At 41.2% G+C, this 15965-nt stretch carries 11 protein-coding genes; 5 read left to right on the top strand and 6 right to left on the bottom strand.

Annotation, left to right across the window (positions count from 1 at the left end; translation table 11 throughout):
- Positions 1 to 146: 146 nt before the first annotated feature.
- The 3 genes from ACM0OY_RS16875 to ACM0OY_RS16865 all read right to left on the bottom strand — a co-directional run bounded on the left by ACM0OY_RS16875 (position 147) and on the right by ACM0OY_RS16865 (position 3193).
- Positions 147 to 659 (bottom strand): hypothetical protein, encoded by a 513-nt coding sequence (locus ACM0OY_RS16875; RefSeq protein WP_414569998.1) that lies wholly within the window; start codon positions 657 to 659, stop codon positions 147 to 149.
- Positions 660 to 992: 333 nt separating this feature from the next.
- Positions 993 to 2465: a glycolate oxidase subunit GlcD gene (gene glcD, locus ACM0OY_RS16870; protein WP_414569997.1), complete on the bottom strand. Its 1473-nt coding sequence runs from the start codon at positions 2463 to 2465 to the stop codon at positions 993 to 995.
- Positions 2466 to 2608: 143 nt separating this feature from the next.
- Positions 2609 to 3193 carry a nucleotidyltransferase domain-containing protein gene (locus tag ACM0OY_RS16865; RefSeq protein ID WP_414569996.1) on the bottom strand — a complete coding sequence of 195 codons (585 nt, stop codon included), beginning with the start codon at positions 3191 to 3193 and terminating at the stop codon, positions 2609 to 2611.
- Positions 3194 to 3299: 106 nt separating this feature from the next.
- Between ACM0OY_RS16865 and ACM0OY_RS16860 the strand changes: the two genes are divergently transcribed.
- Positions 3300 to 4049 carry a Uma2 family endonuclease gene (locus ACM0OY_RS16860; RefSeq protein ID WP_414569995.1) on the top strand — a complete coding sequence of 250 codons (750 nt, stop codon included), beginning with the start codon at positions 3300 to 3302 and terminating at the stop codon, positions 4047 to 4049.
- A gap of 59 nt (positions 4050 to 4108) precedes the next feature.
- On the opposite strand, the gene miaA is transcribed toward ACM0OY_RS16860, so the two are convergent.
- A complete protein-coding gene (gene miaA / locus ACM0OY_RS16855) occupies positions 4109 to 5014 on the bottom strand; it encodes a tRNA (adenosine(37)-N6)-dimethylallyltransferase MiaA (protein WP_414569994.1) in 906 nt (301 codons plus the stop codon).
- 304 nt (positions 5015 to 5318) lie between these two features.
- Between miaA and gyrB the strand changes: the two genes are divergently transcribed.
- The 3 genes from gyrB (at position 5319) to rpoD (ending at position 10923) form a co-directional block, all read left to right on the top strand.
- Complete coding sequence (gyrB, locus tag ACM0OY_RS16850) at positions 5319 to 7256, top strand: DNA topoisomerase (ATP-hydrolyzing) subunit B (RefSeq protein WP_414569993.1); 1938 nt, start codon at positions 5319 to 5321, stop codon at positions 7254 to 7256.
- Between the two features lie 327 nt (positions 7257 to 7583).
- The gene (locus ACM0OY_RS16845) at positions 7584 to 8222 is read left to right on the top strand and encodes a fasciclin domain-containing protein (protein ID WP_414569992.1); all 639 of its coding nucleotides are present in this window, start codon (positions 7584 to 7586) and stop codon (positions 8220 to 8222) included.
- Positions 8223 to 9753: 1531 nt separating this feature from the next.
- Positions 9754 to 10923, top strand: a complete 1170-nt coding sequence (gene rpoD / locus ACM0OY_RS16840) for an RNA polymerase sigma factor RpoD (protein ID WP_190954291.1) — start codon at positions 9754 to 9756, stop codon at positions 10921 to 10923.
- A gap of 224 nt (positions 10924 to 11147) precedes the next feature.
- On the opposite strand, the gene ACM0OY_RS16835 is transcribed toward rpoD, so the two are convergent.
- The gene (locus tag ACM0OY_RS16835; RefSeq protein WP_414569991.1) at positions 11148 to 11333 is read right to left on the bottom strand and encodes a chlorophyll a/b-binding protein; all 186 of its coding nucleotides are present in this window, start codon (positions 11331 to 11333) and stop codon (positions 11148 to 11150) included.
- Between the two features lie 673 nt (positions 11334 to 12006).
- Between ACM0OY_RS16835 and ACM0OY_RS16830 the strand changes: the two genes are divergently transcribed.
- Positions 12007 to 12879, top strand: a complete 873-nt coding sequence (locus tag ACM0OY_RS16830; RefSeq protein ID WP_414569990.1) for a class I SAM-dependent methyltransferase — start codon at positions 12007 to 12009, stop codon at positions 12877 to 12879.
- Between the two features lie 49 nt (positions 12880 to 12928).
- Here ACM0OY_RS16830 and gyrA read toward each other — a convergent pair whose 3' ends face one another.
- Complete coding sequence (gene gyrA / locus ACM0OY_RS16825) at positions 12929 to 15448, bottom strand: DNA gyrase subunit A (RefSeq protein WP_414569989.1); 2520 nt, start codon at positions 15446 to 15448, stop codon at positions 12929 to 12931.
- Positions 15449 to 15965 lie beyond the last annotated feature (517 nt).

Here is a 15965-nt window from a genome sequence, read left to right as displayed (position 1 = left end):
TATGTGAATAAATGATGATTAAATTACCCTAAAAACTGCAACAATATATAGTTAAATTTACTACAAAAAAAGGAGTCAATGTTGCCATCGGTAGCACTGACTCCTACCTTATACAATAATTATTTTATTTTTTTGTCAGTTGCTTACTACTTGATCGGCACTCTAAGCATGAGCGCACCTACTTGCTGTGACGTGGGACCGACTTGGTAATTGGTGTGGCAGAGCGCACACTCCGGTCTGAAGTTGCTCAGAGGGATCGAGCGTCGATAGTACCATTGATCTTCTACCCATTGGACCGAGGTGTATGCCTCTCCCGCTAGCGCTAGGGCGTGTGCCTGACGCTCAAATTTGTCGTAGGGGCGATCGTTTTCCCGAAGCGGCCCAAAGGTGCCGACCAACCGCATATCTTTATTCTTATCGTTAAATATCAGCGAGATGGAGTGCTTGCCCTGCTCTACGTTCTGCGGTGTGGTCTCGTCGAACTCCTGTGTCAGCGCTGCGAACAACGTGGCGAGCATGAGATCGCTCGTCTGTTGGGCGAACTCAATTTTCTGAGTTGGCGGTGGAATGTCAAAACCACGGGCAATTGTCGTTAGACTACAGCTAATGACAATCACCAGCACAAAAATCCCATAGTTGATTACCTTTCTCAGACGCATCCTCTTATCCTTTAGTTTTGTATTCTTTCTGACTTAGCAATTTGCCATTACGGTTAGACCTTTTACCCAGATTTTCATCAAAGTCGAGTCTATCTGATCGATCCATTCACAATGATGTTGTGTAATAAATTAATCATGTCAAATTACTTACGTATAATCTTACTCATGTAATCTGGGAAAATACAAATTTTTGCTCTGTCTTTTTGATACCTTAAAAAAACAAAGAGCGTTGGGTGGCGATCGCCACCCAACGCTATACTTTTATGTAACTTCCCACATTCCGTGAAAACTCAGAACCTCATAAACTCTTCATCTCTGTGCCATCGCTTCTTCTTAAAATCTTTCCACACCTTCAAATTGCTTCACAGACGACGTATTTGCGGCTTCACCACAAGTTCGTGGTGTGGGGAATATCTTTTCAGGATTTGCTAAACCTTGAGGATTAAAAACTTGCCGTACCCATTGCATAGTTTCTAAATCAACTTGACTAAACATTTGTGGCATATAACACTTTTTCTCTTCACCAATCCCATGTTCGCCAGAAATACTACCACCGACTTGGACGCAAAGCTTGAGAATTTTTCCTCCCATTTCTTCCACTTTTTCTAATGCTCCAGACACAGAATTATCATAAAGAATTAGTGGATGAAGATTGCCATCACCAGCGTGAAACACATTAGCAACCCGATAACCATATTGCTGACTTAATATCTCAATTTCATGGAGAACATAAGGCAACTGAGTACGGGGAATCACACCATCTTGCACATAATAATCTGGACTTAAATGCCCAGCAGCAGCAAAAGCCGCTTTACGTCCTTTCCATAATTTTAATCGCGTTTCTGAGTCACTAGCAGAAGTCACATTACGCGCACCATTCTTTTTACAAATTTCCGTAACTCGCTGTTTATTGCCTGCAACTTCCACTTCTAAACCGTCAATTTCTATTAGCAAAATTGCAGTAGCATCGCGGGGATAACAGTTGGTGGCTACCACATCTTCAACTGCGTTGATACTAAAATTATCCATCATTTCCATACCACCGGGAATTATCCCAGCGCTGATGATGTCAGAAACAGTCGCCCCAGCAGCTTCAATACTAGTAAAATCTGCCAACAGCACACAAATTGATTCCGCACTTTTAAGAATTCGCAAAGTAATTTCTGTAGCAATTCCTAAAGTGCCTTCAGAACCAACAAAAACACCCGTTAAATCATAACCAGGCATTTCTGGAATTTGTCCGCCTAAATCAACAATTTCCCCTAACGGCGTCACAATTTTTAATCCTAAAACGTGGTTAGTAGTCACGCCATATTTGAGACAATGTACCCCACCAGAATTTTCTGCAATATTTCCCCCAATAGAACAAATAATTTGACTGGAAGGGTCGGGAGCGTAGTAAAAACCAGCACCACTAACAGCTTGTGTCACCCAACTATTAATCACCCCTGGTTGCACAACTGTGCGTTGATTTTCCAAATCAATGCTGAGAATTTGCCGCATTAACGAAGTGACAATTAAAACAGAATCTTCCAACGGCAAAGCACCTCCAGATAGACCGGTGCCAGAACCGCGTGCGATGAACGGGATAGAATATTGGTTGCATATTTTCACAACTTCGGCAACTTGTTCTGTAGTTCTTGGTAAAACCACCACAGCCGGACGTTGACGATAGCTGGTTAAACCATCGCATTCATAAGTAATAAGTTCTTCACGGCGTTGCACTACGCCGTTTTTGCCAAGTACAGCCTCGAACGCTTTGATAATGGGTTTCCAGTTACGTTGTTTTTTATCTTGGGTAAGCATAGGTTTTAGAGTTAAAGGTAGATATTTAAGGCTGTTTAAGGCTGGTTGATATGGCTGTAATTACCATTGTTGCAAGAATAGCAGTTCATGAGGAGTAAGAGGCGATCGCATTTGATGTAGAGTAAGTGCGATCGCACTCATCTTCAATTAGCATCAATTTCTGTAAGCCAATGGTGTCCAGGATGACACACCGCTATTGCTTCCTTAAGCCAAGCTTGACGTTCTTCATGCAGTAACCTGGATACACGATAAAAATCATCTTCATCTTTAGACCTGGGATTCTTGGCTTTGTATAAGAGTACAATTTCCGGAGCAAGGAACGGTAGACCAATATCAGAATGTAACCGAATCATTGATAATGGACGTGCAATATCAAGATTTCTGCGAAACCTCCATTCGCTTTGTGAAGACTCATCTAAGAGAATCTCTAGTTCCGAGAATAAAGTATTTTTAGTATGAGCATGAATTTCATGTATTGGTAACTCTAGCCATTCAGCTTCATTCCAAGACTCCATTTTTCCATTAACAACCTTAGTAAATTCCCAACCAAATAAATATTCTCGGAGGCTGCTTTGGTCTTTCCTAAATATTGCGATTTCTATATCTTTATGTACCCTAGTTACATCTCCTATAAAAAGGTCTATCGCCCATCCACCCGCTACAAACCAGGGTTGTCTAAAATTATTTAGTAGTGTAGAAAGCTTCACAACTTCTGAAAAAGATTCCATTGATGACTAATCCTCACAATTTTTCAGTATAAAATCTTGAGTCAATGCACCCTCCTATCCCCAATCAACTAACCTAGAAATAACGTTCTTAATACTGGATACAGTCATGGTTAATCAGCTTTTAATCAATGATGATGATTACTATGTGCCAGATGCCAATCAGTTAGTTACCGAAGATGATACACCTGTGGATAATTTCGCATCTGCCAAACAACAACGTCTTTTAGTGAGTTCTCTTTACAGTTCTCTACAAAACCAGACTGTTTTAGCTGAAGCTAATGTGGGTATTTACTACACAGATCTTCAGCCCCCAATTGTGCCTGATGTCTTTCTCAGCTTAGATGTCCAAGTACCTGAAAAGTGGTGGGAAAAACAAAATCGTTGTTATATGGTTTGGCGTTTTGGCAAACCTCCCGAAGTTGTCCTAGAAATTATCTCTAATAAAGAAGGTGATGAACTGGGCAAAAAGCTGAAAATTTATGAACACATGCGGGCTAGTTACTACATCGTATATGACCCAAATCAGCAATTAGCAGAAAAAATACTGCATGTTTATGAACTTAGGGGAACACGCTACTTTGAAACTTCAGAAACTTGGTTAGAACAAGTTGGTTTAGGTATAACTCTGTGGGAAGGTGAATTTGAAGGCAGACAGGATAATTGGTTACGCTGGTGCTACCAAAATGGTAATGTTTTGCTAACTGGGGATGAACGTGCTGAACAGGAACAACAACGTGCTGAACAGGAACAACAACGTGCTGAACAGGAACGACAACGTGCTGAACAAGCAGAACAACGCAGCCAATTACTAGCAGATAGGCTACGGGCTATGGGCGTAGATCCCGACACTCTTTAAGACACTCGCTGTAAAGACGCAAAAAAACTTTGCGTCTTTGCATGAGCAAACAAATCTCACTAATTAGTGCAATTAATAAACTCATTTATTCGCTGCCAAACTTTCTCTAATAAATCAGGATCATCTGCATTAAACCACTCAATTTGTGGGTATGCTCTAAACCAAGTACGTTGTCTCTTGGCAAATTGTCTTGTATGCAAAACAGTTAATTCTTTCGCTGCATTCAAGGAAATATCCCCAGCTAAATATTGCTTGATTTCTTGATAGCCCAAAGTATTCAGCAAAGGCAAATCAGCACCATATTTTTGACAAAGATACTCCACTTCTGCAACCAAACCATTTGCTATCATTTGCTCAGTACGTTGTTGAATACGAACGCCCAATTTTTCAACATCACAATCCAAACCAATTTGTAAAATCGGATAATTTGGTGGATTCTCACCCTGCTGTTCTGAAATAGGATGTCCAGTTACATAATATACTTCTAAGGCTCGTAAAGTTCGCACCGAGTCATGAGCATGGATTTTTTGTGCGGCAACGGGATCGACTTGTTGCAACATTTCATATAGTTGATTTTGACCGAAAGATTCAAGTTGCGATCGCAATTCATTTTGCGGTGCCACCCGAGGAATTTTCATGCCTTGGACAACAGAACGTATGTATAAACCAGTACCACCGACCATGAAGATTGGTGAGGAAGATGGAAGAGAATTGATTAACGCTTGCGCTTTTTGCTGATAGTCTGCTACTGTCATCGTGTCTGTCGGGTCGCAGATATCTATTAAGTAGTGCAGCACTAATTTTTGTTCAGCCAGACTTGGCTTTGCCGTCCCAATATCAAACTCACGATAAATTTGGCGAGAGTCAGCACTGAGAATTACAGAACCCAACCGCATTGCCAAAGCCAAAGCCAACCCTGACTTACCTGTTGCCGTCGCTCCACAAATTACAATTAATTTTGTCATTTGTCATTTGTCATTGGTCATTTGTCATTGGGGATGGGGCAAGCAGGAAGTGTGGGAGGGGTGGGAGGATGGGGAAGAAATCTTTCCCCCCACACCTCCCTATCTCCCTATCTCCCCATCTCCCCTGCCTCCCCTGCTCCCTGCCCCTCCGCCCCTCACCTATTGACGGGACTGCAACCCCTGTATAAACTTCTCTTGAAAATGCCCTACAGACGCCAGCAAGGCTTTTATGTTACAATTTTGGAGTGTTTTTACTTTTATTTGCCTTTCGGCGAGTTAAACCCCACGCATCAGGAGAATTTACATGACGAGCAGTTACAGTGCCGATCAGATTCAAGTTCTGGAAGGTCTGGAAGCCGTCCGCAAACGACCAGGAATGTACATCGGTACTACAGGGCCGCGAGGACTCCACCATTTAGTTTACGAGGTGGTGGACAATTCAATCGATGAGGCTTTGGCGGGTCATTGCACTCATATAGAGGTGGATATCAACGCTGATGGTTCTGTGACTGTAACAGATGACGGTCGCGGTATTCCCGTCGATACTCACTCGCGTACCGGGAAATCGGCTTTGGAAACCGTGATGACGGTACTGCACGCTGGTGGTAAGTTTGGCGGTGGTGGCTACAAAGTTTCTGGAGGATTGCACGGGGTTGGTATTTCTGTTGTTAATGCCCTATCTGAGATGGTAGAAGTTACAGTTTGGCGAGATAAAAAGGTTCATACCCAACGCTATGAACGGGGTGCACCAGTTACCGAACTGCAAGTCAAGCCTTACAAAGAAGCTAGAACCGGAACTTCTGTTACCTTTAAGCCAGATACCCAAATATTCACTACTAGCATTGAGTTTGATTACATTACTTTATCCAGTCGCCTACGGGAATTGGCGTATCTGAATGCTGGTGTCAAAATTACCTTTACTGACCACCGCCTAGAATTACTGAAAAGCGATACACCGAAGGTAGAATCCTACGAATACAAGGGTGGCATTAAAGAGTATATCGCTTACATGAATCGTGAAAAGCAGCCACTACATGAAGAAATTATCTATGTCCAGGGGGAACGGAACAACGTTCAAGTAGAAGTTTCTTTGCAGTGGTGTACTGATGCTTATACGGATAATGTGTTAGGTTTTGCTAACAATATTCGCACGGTGGATGGTGGTACCCACTTAGAAGGATTGAAAGCAGTTCTGACTCGCACATTAAATGCGATCGCCCGCAAGCGAAATAAAATTAAAGAAAATGAACCCAACCTCAGTGGCGAACACGTCCGCGAAGGTTTAACAGCAGTAATTTCTGTTAAAGTCCCCGACCCAGAATTTGAAGGACAAACCAAAACCAAACTCGGTAACACCGAAGTCCGGGGAATTGTCGATTCTTTAGTGGGCGAAGTCCTCACCGAGTACTTAGAATTTCATCCAGCGATAGCAGACTCAATTTTAGATAAAGCTATCCAAGCTTTCAAAGCCGCAGAAGCCGCGCGTCATGCACGGGAATTAGTCAGACGCAAATCGGTACTAGAATCTTCGCCATTACCTGGTAAATTGGCAGATTGTAGTTCTCGCGATCCCAGCGAATCAGAGATTTTCATCGTGGAAGGGGACTCAGCCGGCGGAAGTGCGAAGCAAGGACGCGATCGCCGCACTCAAGCTATCTTGCCTTTACGTGGTAAAATTCTCAACATTGAAAAAACCGACGACGCCAAAATTTATAAAAATAACGAAGTTCAAGCGTTAATTACAGCACTCGGTTTAGGTGTCAAAGGAGATGAATTCGATTCCACCCAACTGCGCTATCACCGCATAGTCATCATGACTGACGCTGACGTAGATGGAGCGCACATCCGCACTTTGTTGTTAACTTTCTTCTATCGATATCAGCGATCGCTTATTGAACAAGGCTTTATTTATATTGCTTGTCCGCCATTATATAAGGTAGAACGCGGGCGCAATCATGAATATTGCTATAGCGATCGCGACAAAGACCAAGTAATCGCCAAATTTCCAGCCAACGCCAACTACACCATCCAACGCTTCAAAGGTTTGGGTGAAATGATGCCACAACAACTCTGGGACACCACAATGAACCCAGAAACTCGCAAAATGAAGCAAGTTGAAATTGAAGACGCTGCCGAAGCCGATCGCATTTTCACTATTTTAATGGGCGATCGTGTCGCACCAAGAAGAGAATTCATTGAAACCTATGGTTCTAAACTCAACTTCACCGATTTAGATATTTAATTCAATTTTTTCTTACCACTCTGATTATTTGTGGTCCTGGTAATGGGTAATGGATAGAAAATCTATTACCCATTGTTTTTCTTTACCCTTTTCCCCACTTCTGCAAGAAGTCTATTGATTGCGTCCTCAAAGTTGACTACAGCTGTGCTGCGACATAACTATATAAAAAACTTATATCTTTTGACTGATGGCAAACTCAGAAAATACTCAATATTTGGTATTAATTTTTATATGACTAGAAATTATGTCGTTAGATAAGTGACTATATTCATAAATTCATTAATTATTGTCAATAATTACTTATTTAACTGAGTTCTAGACAAAATTATGAAAACGACTAAAGGCATAGTAAGACAAACATTTTTTAAAATTATTGGCACAAGTAGCTTGGTTGCTCTGTCTGCCTGCGCTGAGCCTGTCACGGAAACTCCTACAGCAACTGTTCCTCCCGTTGCCCAAACCCCCATAACAATTCCTTCTCCTGTCCCACCAACTCCCACTACTAGCCAAAATTTAGCAGAACTGGCAAAGTCAGCCGCCGCTCAAGGACAGTTTCAAACTCTCATCAAAGCAGTAGGAGCAGCGGGCTTAAATGAACAATTGACTACACCAGGCCCTTACACAGTTTTTGCACCTACTGACGCGGCTTTCTCTGCTTTACCAAAAGCTACTTTAGATAAACTCTTACAGCCCGCTAACAAGCAACAATTAGTCAGACTTTTGGCTTACCACGTTATACCCGAACGAATTACCTCCCAAGAGTTGAAATCTGGACAAGTTAAAACTGTCGAGGGTGCTACCGTTAAAATCACAGTTGATCCTAGTACTAAAACTATAACCGTTAACAATGCTAAAGTGACTCAGCCTGATATTCCAGCTAGCAATGGCATCGTTCACATCGTTGACCAGGTAATCTTGCCACCCAATTTTCCCGCAAGTCTAAATGCCACACCAACACCACGTTAGTTCAAGAAAGTTAATACATCTACATTGTTGAAACGCCACTTAACCTTTATCGAACAAGGGTAAAAAGAAAAACGTCCTTGTCTTCAGCGCTTAAGAGCCAATAAATTCAAGCCTGCAAAAACTATAATTCATTAATACACATACTACATAAAATCTCAATTTTTCAGCTAGCAACTCATCATATAATTTAAGTTATTGTAAAGATTTAAAAAAATCAATGCAAAAGTACCTGTAAAACTACCAACATTGTTGGAAAATAGTCGATTAATGCTTTTTGCCCACCAGCGAGAAACACATTTGTTATGCTTGGATAACATAACTAAATATCATCTATCAAACAACAGTTAATAAGTATCTTGAGGATTTCTCATAATCAGATGACAAAATGACAAAATTTTACTGAATTTAAAGTATCTAAGATTACAAATACTTTACTTACAAAAGCTTCTCAACCAAGTCATCAGGCAAATCTTTGAGTTTTCTTTCCTCAAGGCAATGCCTACTGGGAGCAAACACCATCTGGCTGAAAACTTGTTAATATCTTCATGTACGACTCGGGGAATAGTTATTGCATCGCATGTATTCAATGTACTTGTGCCTTAGGTAAACTAATATCAACGATCTTTCAGGGCAAATCATTTTTGAATTGATTAAAATATCGTTGTATACAATAAGAAGAGTTTGTCAAGTTTCATAGGGCTGAAATCGCCACAGTGCGCTAACGTGTGAATAAGGCCAAATTAGTTAAACCTAAAGCGATCTGCTATCAGGTCGATTCTGTGACAACCTCAACTCCTTAGTTAAGGTAATTATTACGCAGAAGGTTAACTGGTTTAAGGCAAGTACCACCACTGTTGTTGTATTTACTCATAGGAAAAATCCACTTCGATCCAAGGACTGAATGATTTATGAAGGAAATGTAAAATAGGTAGGTTAAGACTTTTCGCCTGAGTTAACATAACAATGCACTCTTTCTCAGTAATTAATGTTGTGTAAAATACATGAAATTGAGCAAAACAAAGTGTACTTAACTTTTAAACGTAATCAAAGAACCACTGCAATTCCGAAAAGTCTAGAAAATGTTTAAGGGTGTAATTCCCGTGTTTAATGTCTTTTTGGTAAAAGTGGCTAACACTTGTTTAATAAATTCATGATCGATACACAAAATAGAGTGCAATTTCTGTGAAACAGGCTACAATCGGAAGAGTCTTTATACGAAAATCTGCCAAAAGTCTGAATTAGTTTGTATTGAGTGGCAAGTTTTTGGTAAAGGTGAGTCTTTTTTTAAGACCAGTCACTTAAAAAATATGTGTGATAGCAACACATATGACATTTACTTTCATTGAGCAAGTCACCTTTTGTTAGTGACTTAAACTAAAGTAAAAAGCCCTCTAAAAGAGGTGCAAAAGTGCCGAAAATATCTCTGGTAAATCTGCCAAAAAGCTTATTTTCGGTTGTCAACAAGCTCGTTTTAAAGAGCATTAAACACATCTTGAGTAATTGATTCTGCAAGGAGCATGAGGAACGCGGCATGAACCAGGCTAACAACGTACTCGAAAGCATATATCAGCCTGACCTAGAAATAATGAATCAGCCTGAGCTCGAGTTAGAAGAACTCTTAATTGATGATGAAGAGGACTTGCTGATCGTAGATGAAGGTGAAGATGAGTTTTTAGAGCCTCAGTCTGATGAGGACGACGCAAAGTCTGGAAAAGCCGCTAAATCGCGTCGTCGGACACAAAGCAAGAAAAAGCACTACACAGAAGATTCGATTCGGCTTTACTTGCAAGAGATTGGTAGAATTCGGCTATTGCGGGCAGATGAAGAAATTGAATTAGCCCGTAAAATTGCTGATTTACTCGAATTAGAAAGGGTAAGGGAAAGACTTTCAGAACAGTTAGATCGCGATCCTCGCGATAGTGAATGGGCAGAAGCCGTGCAACTGCCACTACCAGCTTTTCGTTATCGCCTGCATGTTGGACGCAGAGCGAAAGACAAGATGGTGCAATCTAACTTGCGTCTTGTAGTTTCAATTGCTAAGAAATACATGAATCGTGGTTTGTCATTCCAAGACTTAATTCAAGAAGGCAGTCTTGGTTTGATTCGTGCCGCTGAAAAGTTTGACCACGAAAAGGGTTATAAGTTTTCTACCTACGCTACATGGTGGATTCGTCAAGCAATTACCCGCGCGATCGCCGATCAATCCCGCACAATTCGCCTTCCAGTCCACCTTTACGAAACCATTTCTCGAATTAAGAAAACCACCAAATTATTATCTCAAGAAATGGGTCGCAAACCCACGGAAGAAGAAATCGCCACTCGCATGGAAATGACCATTGAGAAGTTGCGGTTTATTGCTAAATCCGCCCAGTTACCTATTTCGTTAGAAACGCCCATTGGGAAAGAAGAAGACTCTCGGTTGGGCGATTTTATTGAATCCGATGGTGAAACACCAGAAGATCAAGTCTCCAAAAATCTGCTGCGCGAAGACCTAGAAAAAGTTCTCGACAGTCTCAGCCCTCGCGAACGCGATGTTCTCAGACTGCGGTACGGCTTGGATGATGGTCGAATGAAGACACTTGAAGAAATTGGGCAGATTTTCAACGTCACCCGCGAACGCATTCGTCAAATTGAAGCGAAGGCACTCCGCAAGCTACGTCACCCAAATCGCAACAGCGTTCTCAAGGAATATATTCGGTAATCAAGAGTCATTTATCAATAGTCATTGGTCATTAGTCATTAGTCATTAGTCATTAGTGAAGAAACAAAACGCAAAGGACAAATGACAAATAAAAAACCTGGTAGTGGGTAATCACTCCAGGTTTTTTTATTTATGGGTCATCTTAGATATTGAAACTTATACCAATTTGAAAAATGAATTAGCAGAACCTTTTGTGGAAAAGAAATTCTCAATCCAAAATGGTATTAAAGGATGCCCCAAAAGTGTAAGAAACCTTGGCCAGAAAAAACTTCAACGAGTACTGCCGCTAAAAAGCCAATCATTGCTAAACGGCCGTTCCAAATTTCTGCTTGTGGAGTAAAGCCCCAACGCCAAGCATTACGATCTTCAACTACAGGAGTAGTAACTTTTGTTGTGGTTGCATTTGTCATTGTTGACACTCCAAATTAAATTTTTAAGCTTTATTGCCTTACGTAAACTAATATAACAAATATTTTAATAAAAACAACGATTATTATATTTTTGTTGCGACTTCTTGACATTTAATGTAATAGTGAATTTACAAGAATTGAAACATCTATCTTTCGATACAACTATTGAAGACTTTTGCAGAGTAGATAAAATTATTGAGAGTATTTATCAATTATTTTAACATTTAACTAGTTATGGATAACTATAACCTTTTAAAAACAACAATTTAAATTCTAAATAATATGTATTAACTAGAATTTAATTAGGATTTATTAGCATTAATTCAGAATCTAGGGTACGGTTCATAAGTAGGTCGGTGTTGAAAATTGTCGTTATGACAAGGCAGGAGGCAGAAGGGAAAAGCTTTTTGAGCAACTTTACTTTCCGTTACATACTTTGGTTTTTTTGCGCCATTCTACTTAGGTTGAAAGTACCTTGTTTAGAAATCTTGTGGTTAAAGAGTTAAATAATTAAGAGTGCTTGTTATCTACGCACTTACTAAAATTATTAATTTAGCTTTGTCATCGAGATAGTTAAGTTAGAGTTATTACCAATAAAACTAATTTATAATTTAAACCAATTTCAATTTAATAAATTAATATCTAGACTGTTTGTTAGTAGATTGAAAAACTTATGAACAAACAGCAAACTAATGACTTTGACAAAATTGTCCTTACTGGTTTCCTGGTTAGTCTAGCTAGACAGTTCACAGATATTCCTTATGCTAAGGAGTTGGCACAATTAATAGAAAAGCAAGGGTTGGTAAAGCTACCTCAACCACAAAATCAAGACAGAAGTGTTTTGCTTACCGCGCGTGTGGAAGCTCGTTATAAAGCCATCAACCAGGTCATAGCTAAATATCAAATAACACAAGTTTTAGAACTGGCATCTGGTTTGTTACCGCGTGGACTTTTGATGTCTAGCAATCCGAATATCACTTTTATTGAAAGTGACTTACCTGAGATGATTCGTTGCAAACAGCAACTAATTCGGCAATTAGTCGGGGAACGTCCTAACCTGCATTTTATAGAAATTGATGCTACAAGGCGTCCTAGCGAGTTTTCCAAGAGTACTCCTTTACTCAAATCCAAACAACCAGTGATGATTTTGTGTGAAGGATTGCTGACACATCTAACTTTGGCAGAAAAACAACTTGTGTGTGCCAATATCCGCGACATGCTTCACTCTTATGGTGGTGTTTGGATTACTCCTGATTTCATTGATACAGGTAGTTTAGTGCGATCGCAACAAGATGACTCAGGTTTACAAAAGCTATTACAAACAGGCACTAACCTCACAGGCAGGTCTTTAGTAAATAATAATTTTGGCACACTCGATCTAGCACGGCAGTTTGTTTACGAACAAGGTTTTCGTGTAACAGAACATAGTATGTTGAACATCATAGACGAGTTAAGCTGCTTAGAAATTTTGGGCATCGAGAAAGAAGTGGTAAGGAAAATGCTTGCTACTCAATCTGTCTTCGCGCTCACTGTTGATGTTGCTTGATTTTTACTTAGTTAGGACTTACGCACACTCTACGAATCCTTGGCGTTCTTTATGAGCGGACTTCAACGACGGTGATAATTTTTTCATCCCGGTTAAGTTGGATGATGCTTTCACCTTTAACATCTCTGCCTAAAATAGGGATTGCTTCTACAGGTATCCGCACTACCCGATCTTTGTTTGTCACTAGAGCTACTTCCCTAGAAGCGATCGCCTTTACCATAGCAGCTAAATTGTCAGTTTTGCTGGTAAATTTCAGCGCTTGCGTGCCTAAATCGCCTCGATTAGCTCCTCTTAATTGACTCGCAACCATCCGCTTAGCATATCCTTCTTGAGTCACTAACAATAGCTGGTCATCTTTGCTGACATTCACACAACCAACCATTTGCTGATTTCTCAATAGTCGAAATGCTTGTAAACCCATCGCTGTACGACCCATGATTGGTAGTTGTTCGTCATTAACAGCAAAGCGTAATACTCGCCCACCAGAACTAGCTAAAATCAGATGCTCCCCTGGAATAGTGAACTGGGTAAATGACAATTGATCGTCGTCTTTGAGTTTCAAAATTGTAATTCCGCGACGAGTCAAATTAGTAAATTCCTCCAAAGACAAACGCTTAATTCGTCCCTGTTTTGTCAGGAGAACCATCTGGTTAGTTTCAAGATTTTCTGGTAGTAAAAATCGGCTAACCACATCTTCTTGAGCGCCTTGAGCAGTATTGCTGAGCATGGTAATCAGTGGTGTTCCCCGTGGAGAACGTCCAGTGGTTTGGGGAATTTCTCCCACCTTCACAGGGTAGACTTTACCGCCACTGGTTAGTATTAGCAAATCTTTCTCTGTATCTGTCAATACAGTTTGGATCAGAAAATCATGGTCGTGCAGACCATTTTCAATTTTCGACTTCTTCCCAGATGTCTGAATGCGGCGGACATAACCCCGTTGGGTAAACTCTAAAATTGCTTCCTGTGCTGGTTCGGAAGGTTTGACGTTTTCTTCTTCCTCCTCTGCTCCTTTGCCCCTCTGCCCCTCTGCTCCTCTACTCCTGTGCTCCTGGCCTACTGTGCCTTTTTGTTCCTCTAATATTTTTGTGCGTCGGGCATCGTTGTACTTGCGTTTGAGCGATCGCAAATCTTTTTTTAGCGCCTTGAGTAATTCGTGGCGATCGCTTAGTAATCTTTGTAATAAATCGATTTGCTCGCTGAGTTCTTCAAATTCCTGCTGTAAGTTTTGCTGCTCTAAACTGGTGAGGCGGCGCAACGGCATAGCTAGAATTGCATCTCCTTGTACCTCACTTAAATCGAGTCGGCTGCAAAGGTTGATTTTGGCAGTACTACCATCAGTAGCTTGGCGCAAAATTTCAATTACTTCATCTAAATTAGACAAAGCTTTCAGCAAACCTTCCACCAAATGCGATCGATTTTGGGCTTTCCCCAACTCATAACTATAGCGACGGTTGAGAGTTTGTTCTCGGAAACTCAAAAACTCCTGTAAAAGTTGCCGCAAACTTAACTGGCGGGGTTGTCCATCGACTATTGCCAACAGAATTGCCCCAAAGTTACTTTGTAAAGCAGTTTGGTGATATAAATTTTGCAGAACTTCTTGGGGATTTGTATCGCGTTTAAGTTCGATTACCACCCGCATACCTTCGCGATCGCTTTCGTCTCGGAGATCGGAAATTCCTTGTAGGCGACCTTGATTTACTAAGTCCGCTACCTTCTCAATCCAGCCTGCTTTATTTACTTGATATGGCAATTCTGTGATAATAATTGCCGTTCGGCGCTTGCTTCCTCTCGTTGCTGGAATTTCCTCCAACGTCGCCAGTCCCCGCAGCACAATTCCACCCTTACCCGTAGTGTAAGCCTCCCGAATTCCCGCCTCACCAACTATTTCCCCACCAGTGGGAAAATCCGGCCCTGGAATTAGCTCGAATAACTTTTCATCTGACAAATCTGGGCTGTCGATTAAGGCAATCAATCCATCGACCACTTCCCCTAAGTTGTGCGGTGGGACATTCGTCGCCATCCCTACGGCAATACCAGAACAACCATTGAGTAACAAAAATGGTAACTGAGCAGGTAACACCGTTGGTTCTTGCTGGGAATTATCGAAGTTGCCGACAAATTCCACCGTTTCTTCGCCAATTTCGGTCAGCATTCCCTCATAGCTGATGGGTGCAAGACGCGTTTCTGTGTAGCGCATCGCTGCTGGAGGGTCATTATCGACGCTACCAAAGTTACCATGTCCTGCCAGTAAAGGATAGCGGCTAGAAAAGTCCTGCACCAGCCTTACTAAGGCATCGTAAACTGATTGGTCACCGTGGGGATGGTATTTACCCAGTACATCACCTACTACACGGGCACATTTCCGATAGGGTCTATCTGGTACTAAACCGAGTTCGTGCATTGCATACAAAATACGGCGATGCACTGGTTTTAAGCCATCACGCACGTCTGGTAACGCTCGCCCGACAATCACGCTCATGGCATATTCTAAGTAAGACCGTTGCATCTCGGTGTGCAGGGCTGTTGTAATGACCTGTCCCGTTGAGAGAAGGTTTAACTGTTTTGCCATGAGTTTTTTCCCTGAAATTTAACTACACAAAAACCGACGAAACTCAATACTCCAGCAACCACAGCATAACGGATGAAATGGGATTCCTGACAAAATCTTGATAGTCACAGAAGAAAAAGCAGTAGTATCATCCTTGATGATGAGGCTCTTGATTGACTATTAAAAAGAAGGCAGACGACTATAATCTACATACATTTAGTAGCCAGGATATTTACCATGATTGCATTTCTTAATTTGAAATTTTGGGCAAACTCTGAGCCAGTTGAGGTGATGGCTGTGCCAACCTTAAAGGCAAACAGACGCCACTTAAATCCTCTAGGAAGGCCAAAGGTAAACAAGCTAGGATAGCCGTACAACAAAGTGGCTCAAATTTTCCACAGGAATTTTGAATTTTACCAAAAGTTTGTAGCTGATTGAGTTCAGAACTTCTCTTATGGTCGCCCCTGAGCGTAGCAATATTCCAAAGGGTACGGTTAACGCTCAAAACTGTCCAAGACCAATTTTTGAATCCCCCACC

The organism is Nostoc sp. CCY 9925 (genome assembly GCF_963920935.1).
GTDB lineage: Bacteria > Cyanobacteriota > Cyanobacteriia > Cyanobacteriales > Nostocaceae > Nostoc.
This window is presented reverse-complemented; position numbering and strand designations above follow the sequence as displayed.

Bases quoted from the DNA above. Each gene is read 5' to 3' on its own strand.
- ACM0OY_RS16875 (WP_414569998.1), bottom strand. From the start codon at position 659: ATGCGTCTGAGAAAGGTAATCAACTATGGGATTTTTGTGCTGGTGATT.
- glcD (WP_414569997.1), bottom strand. From the start codon at position 2,465: ATGCTTACCCAAGATAAAAAACAACGTAACTGGAAACCCATTATCAAA.
- ACM0OY_RS16865 (WP_414569996.1), bottom strand. From the start codon at position 3,193: ATGGAATCTTTTTCAGAAGTTGTGAAGCTTTCTACACTACTAAATAAT.
- ACM0OY_RS16860 (WP_414569995.1), top strand. From the start codon at position 3,300: ATGGTTAATCAGCTTTTAATCAATGATGATGATTACTATGTGCCAGAT.
- miaA (WP_414569994.1), bottom strand. From the start codon at position 5,014: ATGACAAAATTAATTGTAATTTGTGGAGCGACGGCAACAGGTAAGTCA.
- gyrB (WP_414569993.1), top strand. From the start codon at position 5,319: ATGACGAGCAGTTACAGTGCCGATCAGATTCAAGTTCTGGAAGGTCTG.
- ACM0OY_RS16845 (WP_414569992.1), top strand. From the start codon at position 7,584: ATGAAAACGACTAAAGGCATAGTAAGACAAACATTTTTTAAAATTATT.
- rpoD (WP_190954291.1), top strand. From the start codon at position 9,754: ATGAACCAGGCTAACAACGTACTCGAAAGCATATATCAGCCTGACCTA.
- ACM0OY_RS16835 (WP_414569991.1), bottom strand. From the start codon at position 11,333: ATGACAAATGCAACCACAACAAAAGTTACTACTCCTGTAGTTGAAGAT.
- ACM0OY_RS16830 (WP_414569990.1), top strand. From the start codon at position 12,007: ATGAACAAACAGCAAACTAATGACTTTGACAAAATTGTCCTTACTGGT.
- gyrA (WP_414569989.1), bottom strand. From the start codon at position 15,448: ATGGCAAAACAGTTAAACCTTCTCTCAACGGGACAGGTCATTACAACA.